Origin of the sequence: Thalassovita litoralis, assembly GCF_900182725.1 — a bacterium.
GTDB classification, from domain to species: Bacteria; Pseudomonadota; Alphaproteobacteria; order Rhodobacterales; family Rhodobacteraceae; genus Thalassobius; species Thalassobius litoralis.
The window spans coordinates 54640-66773 of record NZ_FXTO01000012.1; the positions used below are offsets into that span (position 1 = coordinate 54640).

Sequence of the window (12134 nt, forward strand, 5' to 3'; positions counted from 1 at the left end):
TGTCACTATAGCGCATAAATACCTTTTCGGACGGGGTAATGGGAACTATAGTGCAGAAAAGCGACATGGACTTGAGGAGATGCCGACGTGGCCAAGATCATCGACTTTCAGACGGACCCCTCTGAATACCGCCACTGGCGGGTGGACTATAATGGCGATGTCGCCAATCTGATCATGGATGTGGATGAAAATGGCGGCCTGTTTGATGGCTACCAGTTGAAGCTGAATTCCTATGATCTGGGTGTCGATATCGAGCTGGCCGACATTGTGCAGCGGATGCGGTTTGAACACCCCGAGGTGAAAGTCGTGGTCATGCAATCCGGCAAGGACAAGGTGTTCTGTGCCGGGGCGAATATCCGTATGCTGGGTGGGGCCGAACATGCGCATAAGGTGAATTTTTGTAAATTCACCAATGAAACCCGCAATACGTTCGAGGCAGCGGAAAAGGATTCAGGCCAGAAATATGTGGCTGCGGTCAAAGGGGCCTGCGCCGGGGGCGGATACGAGCTGGCGCTGGCGTGTAATCACATCATCCTGACCGACGACAGCAACAGTGCCGTGGCCCTGCCCGAGGTGCCGCTGCTGGCCGTTCTGCCCGGTACTGGCGGTCTGACCCGCGTCACGGACAAGCGGAAAGTGCGCCGCGATCTAGCTGATGTGTTCTGCGCGATGGAAGAAGGCGTGCGCGGTAAGCGGGCGCAGGACTGGAATTTGGTGGACGAAGTCGTGCCGAATTCAAAGTTTGACGCCACGGTGGCCGAACGGGCCAAGGAATTCGCTGCCGCCACCCCATCGAAAGCCGCAAAGGGGATCACGCTGAACGCATTGAAGCGCGATATTGCGGAAGACGCCGTTCACTATTCGCTGGTCGAGGTCGCGCTGGACCGCGCGGGGCGCAAGGTGACGATTACGCTGAATGGCCCGGATGGGGATGTTCCGGCGTCGGTTGATGATCTGGTGGCGCAAGGCGATCAATCCTATCTGCTGCGTCTGGCGCGGGAACTGGATGATGCGATCCTGCACCTGCGCAACAATGAAAAGGATCTGGGCCTGTGGGTCATTCGCACGCAGGGCGATGCCGAAGCTGTGCTGGCGCACGAGGCGCTGCTGTTGGCGAACAAGGATCACTGGCTGGCCAATGAAATCCTGCAATATTGGAAGCGGGTGCTGAAGCGGGTGGATGTGACCTCGCGGTCCTTGGTGGCGCTGGTCGAACATGGGTCGTGTTTCGCGGGCGTTCTGGCCGAACTGCTGTGGGCCGTGGACCGCACCTATATGATGGAAGACGAATTCGAGGGTGATAACCGCCCGATGGCGCAGATCACCCTGTCCGAGGCGAATTTCGGCACCTACCCGATGGGCAATGATTTGACCCGTCTGGAAACCCGGTTTCTGGGTGCGCCCGAACAGGTGACGGATCTGAAATCCCATATCGGTGAGCAGATCGAGGCCGAGCGGGCTGAGGACCTGGGGCTTGTGACCTATATTCTGGATGACATCGACTGGGACGATGAAATCCGCATCTTCATGGAAGAACGCGCCAGCTTTAGCCCTGATGCAATGACCGGGATGGAGGCAAACCTGCGCTTTGCCGGGCCGGAAACGATGGAAACCCGCATCTTTGGCCGCCTGACGGCATGGCAGAACTGGATTTTCCAGCGCCCGAATGCGGTGGGGCCGGATGGGGCCTTGCAGCGCTACGGCACCGGGGTGCGCGGCGATTACAACATGCAGCGCGTTTAAGATTGAAAATCATCGGGTGCGCAATCTTACGCACCACCCAAGGGAGAGAGAAATGCTTGATCTGATTAATGTCAGCTATGACACCCAAATCCCCAATAATGTGGGCCTGTCGTCGGATAAACGCGTGTTGAAGGCGCTGGAAAAATGGCACCCCGGCTATATCAACTGGTGGTCTGACCTGATCCCCGATAATTTCCAGCAATCGTTGGTTTACCTGCGCACTGCCGTTTCGGTGGACCCAAAGGGCTGGGCGAAATTCGACTATGTGAAAATGCCGGAATACCGCTGGGGCATCCTGTTGGCCCCGCAGGTCGAAGACCGTCGTATTCCCTGCGGTGAACATGCCGGTCAACCCGCCTGGCAGGAAGTCCCCGGTGAATACCGCAACCTGCTGAAGCGCCTGATCGTTATTCAGGGCGATACCGAGCCTGCCTCGGTCGAGCAGCAGCGTTTTCTGGGGCTGACCGCCCCATCGCTGTATGACATGCGCAACCTGTTTCAGGTGAATGTCGAAGAAGGCCGCCACCTGTGGGCGATGGTCTATCTGCTGCAAAAATATTTCGGCAAGGATGGCCGCGAAGAAGCGGATGATCTGCTGCGCCGGTCCTCGGGGTCCGAAGAAGCGCCGCGGATGCTGGGTGCCTTTAACGAAGAAACGCCGGATTGGCTGTCCTTCTTCATGTTCACCTATTTCACCGACCGCGATGGCAAGATGCAGTTGGAATCGCTGGCGCAATCGGGTTTCGATCCGCTGTCGCGCACCTGCCGCTTTATGCTGACCGAAGAAGCGCACCATATGTTCGTTGGGGAAACCGGGGTGGGCCGTACCATCCAGCGCACCTGCGAAGTGATGAATGCGCATGGGATCACCGACCCTTATGACATCAACAAAATCCGCGATTTGGGTGTCATCGACCTGCCGACGATTCAGAAAAAGCTGAACCTGCACTATACCCTGTCGCTGGACTTGTTCGGGCAGGAGGTGTCGACCAACGCCGCCAACGCGTTCAACGCAGGGATCAAGGGCCGTTACATGGAAAGCCGGATCGACGACGATCACAAGCTGACCAACGACACCTATACGGTTTGGGATTTGGAAGACGGCAAAGTGGTGCAAAAACAGGTTCCCGCCCTGACCGCCATCAACATGCGCCTGCGTGATGACTATACCCGTGACGCCGCTGGCGGGGTGGGGCGCTGGAACAAGATCATCGAAAAAGCCGGGATCGAGTTTGAAATGAAGCTGCCGCATGAATCCTTCCACCGTCAGATTGGTGTGTTTGCGGGGCATAATTTCGATCCCGACGGCAACCCGCTGTCCGGGGCAGACTATGACGCCAAGGTGAATGATTGGCTGCCCACCCATGCCGATGGTGATTTCATCCAATCGCTGATGAAGCCGGTTTACGAACCCGGCCAATACGCAAGCTGGATCAGCCCGCCCAAGGTTGGCATCGACAATAAGCCGGGCGATTTTGAATACGTCAAACTGCACATGGCGTAATTGCGATGTGGCCGGGGCGTGTCCCCGGCCCGTCCCACCCCGATCCGAATACGGAGGATAAGATGGATATCGAACGTCAGATCGCCAATGCCCCGCGTACCGCCGCTGTGGGGGTCGCTGTGACCGAACTGGGCGGAACTTGTGTGGGGTGCAACAATTGCCGGGGCCTGTGTCAGGCACTGATCGAGGTCATGACCTTTCCCGATGCAATCCTGAACCGCTCGTAATTTTATCATCCGGGCTACGCAGCCGCGCCACCGGCCAGCCACGCAATTCCGAAGGTAAACCACTATGAATAAGCCGATCAAACAACATCTGATCGACCCGGAAATCTGCATCCGGTGCTATACCTGCGAAATGACCTGCCCGATCGAGGCCATCGTGCATGACGATAACAACGTCGTGGTGGATGCCGATAAGTGCGATTACTGCATGGCCTGCATCCCGGTTTGCCCGACCGGGTCCATTGATGAATGGCGCGTGGTGGCTGACCCCTATTCTGTTGAGGAACAGTTCGGCTGGGAAGAATTGCCCGAACAGCAGGACATCACCCAAAGCGAAGCCGCAGGCGGGATGGAAGCGCTGGATGATGCAATGGCTGCGCTGCTGGCCGAGGCCCACGCCGGGGCAGGGGGCAAGGCGGTTGCGCCTGCGTCTGCGTCAAAGCCGACGGTGAATATGTACAACCTGTCCCACCCGGTCGAGGCGACAGTGCAGGGGAATTATCGTCTGACGGGCGACGGGGCGGATACCGATGTGCGCCATGTCATCCTAAGCTTTCAGGATAAATTCCCGGTACTGGAGGGGCAAAGCATCGGTATTTTGCCGCCGGGGCAGGATGACAAAGGCAATCCGTATTTGCCACGCCTGTATTCGGTGTCCAGCCCACGCGATGGGGAACGCCCGAATTTTGGCAACGTGTCCCTGACTGTGAAGCGTGAACAGCACGGGATTTGCTCCAATTACGTTTGCGATCTGAAGCCGGGGGATAAGGTGCGCGTGACCGGCCCGTTTGGGGCGACTTTCCTGATGCCCGACGATCCGCAGGCGCGGCTGCTGATGGTGTGTACGGGCACCGGATCGGCGCCGATGCGGGCGTTTACCATGCGCCGCCAGCGCAGCGTGGGGAATAAATCCGGCGGGATGACCATGTTTTTCGGGGCGCGGTCGCCTGATACGTTGCCGTATTTCGGACCGCTGAAAAAAGTGCCCGAGGCATTGCTGAAAACGCATATGGTATTCAGCCGCCTGCCGGATCAGCCAAAGGAATATGTGCAGGATCGTATTCTGGCAGAAGAGGACGCCGTGGCCGAAATGTTGGGCGATCCCAATACCTATATCTATATCTGTGGCCTTCGCGGGATGGAGGAAGGCGTGGAAAAAGCCTTTACTAATATTGCGGAAAGCATCGGGGTTCAGTGGGTTGCCCTTCGGGATGCGATGCGCGAAGAAGGGCGATACCACGTCGAAACCTATTGAGATGACGAACCGATGTCTCGCTGCCCATACCGATAGGGCTTTGACGGCGGAATGACGAAGCGTCCGAGGGTTTGAAGCGTTGCGTATTTCGTTGTACAGCGCCAGAAAATCACGCTAACATGTGAAATATAATGCACATGTAAAGGGATTTGTGCGCTATTCCGCACAGAAAAGGGCGCAGAGAAGGGTAATGGGTGAAATCACGAACTTTCGGGGTGAAACGACACCCAGCGGCTCTCGCTCTATGGGAGAAGATGAGGTTCGTGCGCTGATTACCCGTGTCGGGGAGCGGGTCCGCAAAGCCAGAGAACGCAAAGGAATTCCGCGCCGGGTGTTGTCGGAAATTTCGGGTGTGTCGCCGCGCTATCTGGCGCAGCTAGAGGCAGGCGAGGGGAACATTTCCATCGGATTGTTGCAGCGGGTGGCGATTGCGCTGGATCATCGGATCGAATGGCTGATGACCGAAGAAGACCCGTGGTCGTCCGAGGCGCTGCATGTTGCGGAACTGTACCGTTCGGCCAATACAGCGACGCGCCAGCAGGTTATGAACCTGCTGCGTCCCGAAAGCAGTCAAGAAATGCGCGCGCAGCGGATTTGTTTGATCGGGCTGCGTGGGGCGGGAAAATCCACCTTGGGGCAGCGCGCGGGGGATGTGTTGAATATTCCCTTTGTTGAACTGAACCGCGAAATCGAAGAACAGTCCGGTATGCCCGTGAACGAGGTCATGGCGCTATATGGGCAAGAAGGGTATCGCAAGCTGGAGGCGCAGGCCGTCAGCCGGGTGATTCAGACCCATGACACGATGATCCTCGCGGTTGCCGGGGGCATCGTCGCCGCACCGGATACCTATACGACGCTGTTGAACCGCTTTCATACGATCTGGGTAAAGGCGGCCCCGACCGAGCATATGGAACGTGTCCGGGCGCAAGGCGATACCCGCCCGATGGCGGGGAACCCCGAGGCGATGCAGGAATTGAAATCCATCCTGACCAGCCGCGAAGCGCTGTATGAAAAGGCTTTGGCCCGTCTGGATACCACCGGCAAAACCTTGGATGTGTCGCTTAGGGAATTGCTGGCGCTGATCGCGGACCACAAGTTTCTGGGGTAGGTGGAATGCGGATTCCGCTGCTGTCTGAATTGACCCCATCGGCGCGGGCGGCGGGATTGGCGCATCAGGAGCACGTACTGACCCCTGAAAATCTGCCCTGTGATGTGGCGCGGGCCACAGTGATCGGGGGCGCGGCAACGGGGTTGGGTCTGGCCCTGTCGCTTGTTTCCAAGGGGATTTCCGTTCTTTTCCTAGAGGACGATGCCAGCAGTCTGGAACGTGCGCAGGACTATTTGCGGCGGGGATTGGGGGGCGACCCTACGGGGTTGTTGCGATTTTCCATTGACCCGGCAGAGGCGTCCGAAAGCGATCTGATATTGGACCGGAGTTCGGAGCCGATCCCTCGTAAGCTGGCCCTGTTGCAACAACTGACACATTATGTTGCGTCGGATACCCCGATTTTGCCCAATCTGGCCGGGGCGGATTTGTCGGCGGTGGCCTGTGCCTTGCCTGCCCCGGAAAGAGTGCTGGGCGTCCAGATATTTACGCCCGCGCAGCAGACGCGGATTGTTGAACTGGCCCCGCATTCCGGGACGGCGCCGGGGATCACGAAGCAGGTGTTCGGGCTGGTTTCGCGGCTGGGGAAAGTGCCTGTCATGGCCCCCGCATCGGGCTTTGTCAGCGAGCGGCTGAACCTGCGCCTGCTAGAGGCAGCGGATACCCTGCTGATGGATGGCACAACACCGTGGGAGATCGACGAGGCGTTGGAGGATTTCGGCTATGCTATGGGGATTTACGAGGCGCAGGATTTGATCGGCACGGACGTGGCCTATGGGGTGCGGCAACGTCGTCCGCGCGATCCGGCGCGGCGCTATATTCCCATCGCGGACCGCGCGGTCGAGGAAGGGCGGCTGGGCAAGAAAGCCAGTGTCGGGTGGTATCGCTATCCCGGTGGCGGCGGCAAAGTGATTGATCCGCTGGTCGAAGATCTGTGCCGCGAAGAAGCATGGTTTGCCGGAATATCGCGGCGGGAATTCCCACCCGAGGAGATCCGCAAAAGGCTGTTGCTTTCCCAGATCAACGAGGCGGCGTGGGCCTTGTCCCGCGGGGTTTCCGCGGATGATCTGGATCGGATCAGCACACAAGCACTGGGTTTGCCGCCGCAGACGGGGGGGATTGTATTTTGGGCGGATCAGATGAATGCGCGTGAAATCGCTGCGGCATTGACGGCGCTACAGACCGAAGACCCGCTGGTTTGGGGCGTGGCCCCGCCATTGGTGCAGGCGGCGCAAACCGGGGAACGGCTGCGCGATCTGGCCGGATGACGGGGGGGCGTGATCTGGGATCAGTTCCCGAAATTGCCCATCGCGGCAAAATCCATTTGTTCCAGCGCGGCCATCATCGTGTCCTGAGACGATCCGGTGATTTTCACCAGCACCCGGTTGGCGACAAGGCCGGTGATTTCGCTGTCTTGTACCATGAATTTCTGGCGGCCGATCCGTTCGACCTTGACCCCCATCATGGCGGCGTTGTTGATCATCCCCGCGATAGAGGCGATCATCGGGTTATCGGCCATCAGCGTGATGGTATAGCTGTCCGATCCATCCTGTTTGTCATAATTGGCTTCCGCGCCGACGCCGCCACCCATCATGGCCAGCCCGGCCCCCATATCCGAATTGATGGTGCGGGCCCAGCCATCGGGGGCATCGGGCAGATAAGCCCCCAGCGCATCGGTTTTCAGGGCCAGCAGTTTGTTGCGGGCAAATTCCAGTTCTTCGATCGCATATTGAATGTCACCTTCGGCATAGGCGGCCTTGGCCGAATCCAGCGCGTCCGTAATTTCATCTGCCAGTGCGGGCAGGGGCAACAGCAGGGACAAGGCGGTTAGGGCAGAAAGCAGACGGGGCATTGGAAAATCCTGTTGGGTATAAATCTGACCAGAGGGTGCCAGCGATGACCAGGCCGGGCAAGTCAGGGTTTCATGACCTGTGTTCGCTCTTTCTTTTGTGGCTGGCATTTGCGAAAGTTTGGGCAATTGCATGAGTTGGGGGGATGTAAACATGTTTTACATTTCCCATATGGATACTATGAGTTTCATTCAGGGAGAGTGTGATGGCCAATTTCGAAGCGCAGGTGTTGGAGTCGCAAAAGCAGGTGGCCGAAGCGCAGGCCAAGATCGCGGAATTGACCGGGCGGATCGAAACAGCGCGCAGCAAGATGAAAACCGGCGATGACGTGTCCATCGACATTGAAAATGCCACGCTGGACGATGTTCACGCCCATACCGAGGTGATGAACGCCAATATCGCCGAACTGATCATGGGGCTGGACGATGTGACCGCTGCGTTTTCCAAGGATTTCGACCAGATGCGGACGAAAACCGGCTGGGAATCCTTTGTCGGGATTTTCAGCAAGGGCAAATCGGATTCGCTGCGGCAGGAACGGATGCGCACGGCGAATATTGACGATAAGTTGCAGGATCTGATTTCCAAATCCGACGTGATTACCAAGCTGCTGGAAAGCCAGCTTGCCACGCTGAACGATCAAAAGGCCAAGGTGGAAACCAACCTGACCGAAACGCTGGATGACCGCGAATTTACGGTGCAGGAATTGGAAGGCGTGCGGGCCGAAATTCTGGCGATGGACCCGAAGATCATTGCGCTGGAAAACAAGATTTCCGTCACGCAGGACGCGGCAGAGCGTACCAAGCTGGAAACCGAACTGGCCGATCTGAACAAGGCGTATAACGCGCTGGTGCAGGACGAGCAGGTGAAGCTGGCCAAGTCGCAGACGCTGGAACGCTATATCGAGAAGGGCAAAACCTGGGTCGACAGTTTGCAAAATCAGGCGGCAACGCAAATGGTGCTGATCAACAAATTGCAGACAGACACCAAGCAACGGGTGGTCTTGTATGACGCGCTGACCAAATCGCTGAAGACGGCACAGCAGCAGGACATCGCCCACCGGATCAACGAAATCGGGGTGCAGACCGACAAGGAAGCGCAGGCTGCAATGGCCGCAATCGGAACGGCCACCAATCAGCGCATGGCCGATATGATGGAAAAACACGAGGAACATATGGTGTTCGCCCGCGAGGTGCTGGAAGCCAAAGCCAAGGCCGACGAACGCTTTGCCCGCCGGTTCCAGGCGATTGTCGAAAAGCACGACAAGAACCTGTATGGTCAGTAAATGACGGGGAAGGTCCAGATCGAGGCCGATCATGCCGCGCTTAGCGATACATTCGCCAGCCGTCGGTATTTCCGCAAGTTTGACGTGATCACCGGCCATCTGGGCCGGGTGGCCGGGATGATGCGCGCCAAGGGTGAACTGAACAGCGACGAGGTCGAGGTTCTGGCGCGTTATATGGCGATGGTTGGGTTCACCTTTCGCGCGTTGAGCATGAAATATCTGCTTGTAGGGCGGGAAACCGGGCAGTTCTTTGGGTCGCTGTCGATTGATACCGTGGACAGCGGATTCCCGGTGTTCAACGAATTGCTGGTGATGGCCAATGATGCGATGCAGGCCGCCAGCCATCTGGATGGAATGCCGGGGGCCGAGGCGCTGAAGCGGCAGATGGTGGAAAAGATCGTGGCCGGGCAAGAGATCCCGACACGGCTGCAATTCGCGCTGTCTCAGCGATTGTATTACGAAGAATTGCAGCGTGGGCAGATGTTTTGGGCGCGGAACGATCCTTTGCCGATCTGGTTGTCGGGAATGGGGGATCGGCGTCGGTATCTGTTGCATTGGGCGGTCTATGACAGCCAGTTGAACCTGCCGGTGATCTATCTGATGGAGGTCGAGGATAGCGGGCGCGATCCGCTGCCGAAGGATGAACATCGCTGGCCCGAAGTTCAGGCGCAGCTGATGGGGCAATCCCTGGGCGGGTTGAAGCTGGTGACGATTGCCAAGGGGTTTGACGCGCAGTTTAACGATCTGCACCCCAAGAAGCTGCGGCGTATCCATCTGGGTCCGATGTACTCCCATGCCTATACGCATCAATCCGGCCCGCTGCGCGAGGTGCTGGCCGAGGCCGAAAGCCCCGAAGGGCAGGATTGGGCGCTGGCGTGGACGGTCGAGGAATTGGAAAGCGAACGCGTCACCGAAGAGCGGGTGGGCTGGTTTTCTACCGCCGAGCGCGAGATTTTCGCGCTGGACCCTTTCGGTGGGCGGGGCGTGGATACCGGCGCAACCCGGACCGAACGCAGTATCATCCTGCCGGAACGACCCTATCAGGTGTTGGTGGAAAAATCCCCGCCGGGATTTGCCAGCGTGCGGAAATTCGTGGTCAGCAGCGCCGGGCGGGTGCTGAGCTATTGAGACCGGGCGCGGCAAAATTCTTGCAAAGAATTTTGACCGGAAAATTCGTAATTTTCCGGGCCTCCGGCGGGAGTATTTGGAAACAGAAAGAAGTGAAAGGGCCGCATTATGAGCCTGACAAGTGATTTGATGGAACTGCGCGAGGACGATATTCGGGCGCATTACCCGGCGGCGCTGAGCCTGTTGGAAGGGTTCGATCATACGCCACGTCTGGGCAAGGCGCGGGATGTGCCGGGGCCGGAAAAATCCGCGGGAATCGTGGGGCATCGGCGGTTTCGGTCAACCACGCCGGGGATGGTGACGCGCCCCACTGTGCGGCCTGACGGGGTGCATCTGCTGGCGCGGATCGAAGCGGCGGATGGCGGCGATGCGTTGATATCGCCCTTGCAGGCCACCGCGATGAACAGCCTGCGCCGGGCGCTGGCGATTGCGCTGGCCGTGGGGGCGGGGTTTTCGGCGCGGACCGGGCTGGACGGGATGAAACGCGCCAATCTGGAGGGATCGTTACCCGCTGCCCAAGCGCAGGATTTCGCGGAATTGCTGACGGCCGAGGCGCTGGCGGTGCTGCATGTCTTTGCCAATGCCACGGCGTTTCTGTTGGCCCCGCATCAGAGCGAAATCACGGTCGAGGTGGGCAGCCCTGATGAGATTCTGACCGACAACGCGCAATTGGCCCTGCATGGGGTGTTATGGCAGTTGGATCAGGTTTTGGCCGCTCACGCCAATGACGAGCCGCATCTGATTGCCACGCTGACGGCCTTTGCCGAGGCGGTGATGGACCGGGTGGCCGGACGGGCCGCGACCGCGCCGCGCCTAGAGGGGTTCAGCGGCGCAAGCTGGCGGGTGGCGGCGGATGATTTCACCATTCAGGGCTTTACCCCGGCGCGCAAGGCCACGGGCAGCACCCTGACCATGCAGTTCAAGAAGCCGCATCAGGTGGTGGGCAATCATATCGCCAAATATCAGGCGATGCGGCTGGCCAAGATGCTGATGGCCTATGATTTCGACCGGCGCCTGAATCCCTTTGCCGAATTGGGCGGGTTTATTTTTACCTTTATGGGCGATGGCAAACCGGGGACCGGGAAAACCACGCTGATTCAGATGATGGCGGGGATGATCCATGACTATTGCCAGATTGCGGGCTATCCGTTCCGGTATCAGAATTTCGGGATCGACAATATCGACAGCTATCAGGGCAAATCGGGGCAGAATGCCAAGGCGTTTGTGAATAACGTACTGGACCCGCAGGTGATCGGGTTTGGTACGATTGACGATATTGACCAGATTGCCGGGAAACGGGGGGATCGCCAATCCAGCGCGGGACAGCAAGAGGTGACGGCGGTGTTCATGGAGGCATTCGCCGGGGCTAATACCGTTGTGCGCGGGAACTGTACCTTTGGGATGTTTTCCAACTACCCCGAAAACGTGGATGACGCGCTGCGCCAGCGGGCCGGGGCGCGGTTTTTGGTGGATGGGCCGCAAACGCGTGACGATTACATCGACATTCTGGCGCTGTTGATGGGCAAGAAACATGACATCCCTTTGGGGGATCATGACCTGTTTGCCGCGCAAGAGATCAAGCGCGCGGTTGAACGGTCGTTTCAGGCGCATGAGCGCCCGCAAGAGGCCGGGCTGATCGAGGTTTATGACCGGGTGCAGGGGCAGATCGGGGCGTTGGACACGATTGCCAAGCTGGGAACCTACCTGAAGGCAATCCAACAGGCGGATGAACGGTTCACGGGCCGGGCGATCAAGAACATCACCGACGCGGTGAAGGTGCGGTCGATGGATTTTGAATTGCCGGATGACTGGATGGAACAGCCCGAGCTGTTCCTGTTCCAGCCCTACGAGCGCAAGCTGGCAATGATCGAAGATCTGCGCCGCCCGATCACGGTGGAGATGGTCGTGCAAGAGATCAACCGCTACGCGGATTCAGAATTCCGCTATGCTGACAAGTCCGACGAGGTGGCGATTGACGCGATGGTGCGGGATTTCGGCCGGACGGAAGAGGCGAAGAGACGGTATTTGGAGGGGAAGGGGTGA

Annotated in this window: 10 protein-coding genes; 9 read left to right on the forward strand and 1 reads right to left on the reverse strand. The window is 58.5% G+C overall.

Translation table 11 applies throughout. From position 1 onward, the window contains the following. Positions 1–87: 87 nt before the first annotated feature. From boxC to FN828_RS10945, 6 genes are all read left to right on the forward strand, one after another. The gene (gene boxC / locus FN828_RS10925) at positions 88–1743 is read left to right on the forward strand and encodes a 2,3-epoxybenzoyl-CoA dihydrolase (protein WP_142493443.1); all 1656 of its coding nucleotides are present in this window, start codon (positions 88–90) and stop codon (positions 1741–1743) included. Between the two features lie 52 nt (positions 1744–1795). Then, positions 1796–3247: a benzoyl-CoA 2,3-epoxidase subunit BoxB gene (boxB, locus tag FN828_RS10930; protein ID WP_142493444.1), complete on the forward strand. Its 1452-nt coding sequence runs from the start codon at positions 1796–1798 to the stop codon at positions 3245–3247. Positions 3248–3309: 62 nt separating this feature from the next. After that, entirely contained in the window at positions 3310–3474 is a 165-nt protein-coding gene (locus FN828_RS20505; protein WP_185958993.1) for a hypothetical protein, read from the forward strand. A gap of 64 nt (positions 3475–3538) precedes the next feature. Further along, entirely contained in the window at positions 3539–4726 is a 1188-nt protein-coding gene (gene boxA / locus FN828_RS10935) for a benzoyl-CoA 2,3-epoxidase subunit BoxA (RefSeq protein ID WP_142493445.1), read from the forward strand. 190 nt (positions 4727–4916) lie between these two features. After that, complete coding sequence (locus tag FN828_RS10940) at positions 4917–5834, forward strand: helix-turn-helix transcriptional regulator (RefSeq protein WP_142493446.1); 918 nt, start codon at positions 4917–4919, stop codon at positions 5832–5834. A gap of 5 nt (positions 5835–5839) precedes the next feature. Further along, positions 5840–7099, forward strand: coding sequence for a 3-hydroxyacyl-CoA dehydrogenase family protein (locus FN828_RS10945; protein WP_142493448.1), 1260 nt, complete (start codon positions 5840–5842; stop codon positions 7097–7099). A gap of 20 nt (positions 7100–7119) precedes the next feature. Here the strand turns inward: FN828_RS10945 and FN828_RS10950 are convergent, their stop codons facing one another. Further along, on the reverse strand, positions 7120–7683 hold the full coding sequence (locus FN828_RS10950) for a hypothetical protein (protein ID WP_142493450.1): 564 nt from the start codon (positions 7681–7683) through the stop codon (positions 7120–7122). A 203-nt stretch (positions 7684–7886) separates the two neighbouring features. Here FN828_RS10950 and FN828_RS10955 point away from each other — a divergent pair, with 203 nt between their 5' ends. The 3 genes from FN828_RS10955 to FN828_RS10965 all read left to right on the forward strand — a co-directional run bounded on the left by FN828_RS10955 (position 7887) and on the right by FN828_RS10965 (position 12134). After that, positions 7887–8963 carry a coiled-coil domain-containing protein gene (locus tag FN828_RS10955; protein ID WP_142493452.1) on the forward strand — a complete coding sequence of 359 codons (1077 nt, stop codon included), beginning with the start codon at positions 7887–7889 and terminating at the stop codon, positions 8961–8963. Continuing rightward, positions 8964–10091: a hypothetical protein gene (locus tag FN828_RS10960; RefSeq protein WP_142493454.1), complete on the forward strand. Its 1128-nt coding sequence runs from the start codon at positions 8964–8966 to the stop codon at positions 10089–10091. It abuts the gene before it with no gap. 108 nt (positions 10092–10199) lie between these two features. Beyond that, positions 10200–12134 (forward strand): AAA family ATPase, encoded by a 1935-nt coding sequence (locus FN828_RS10965; RefSeq protein ID WP_142493456.1) that lies wholly within the window; start codon positions 10200–10202, stop codon positions 12132–12134.

Bases quoted from the DNA above. Each gene is read 5' to 3' on its own strand.
- boxB (WP_142493444.1), top strand. From the start codon at position 1,796: ATGCTTGATCTGATTAATGTCAGCTATGACACCCAAATCCCCAATAAT.
- FN828_RS20505 (WP_185958993.1), top strand. From the start codon at position 3,310: ATGGATATCGAACGTCAGATCGCCAATGCCCCGCGTACCGCCGCTGTG.
- boxA (WP_142493445.1), top strand. From the start codon at position 3,539: ATGAATAAGCCGATCAAACAACATCTGATCGACCCGGAAATCTGCATC.
- FN828_RS10940 (WP_142493446.1), top strand. From the start codon at position 4,917: ATGGGTGAAATCACGAACTTTCGGGGTGAAACGACACCCAGCGGCTCT.
- FN828_RS10945 (WP_142493448.1), top strand. From the start codon at position 5,840: ATGCGGATTCCGCTGCTGTCTGAATTGACCCCATCGGCGCGGGCGGCG.
- FN828_RS10950 (WP_142493450.1), bottom strand. From the start codon at position 7,683: ATGCCCCGTCTGCTTTCTGCCCTAACCGCCTTGTCCCTGCTGTTGCCC.
- FN828_RS10955 (WP_142493452.1), top strand. From the start codon at position 7,887: ATGGCCAATTTCGAAGCGCAGGTGTTGGAGTCGCAAAAGCAGGTGGCC.
- FN828_RS10960 (WP_142493454.1), top strand. From the start codon at position 8,964: ATGACGGGGAAGGTCCAGATCGAGGCCGATCATGCCGCGCTTAGCGAT.
- FN828_RS10965 (WP_142493456.1), top strand. From the start codon at position 10,200: ATGAGCCTGACAAGTGATTTGATGGAACTGCGCGAGGACGATATTCGG.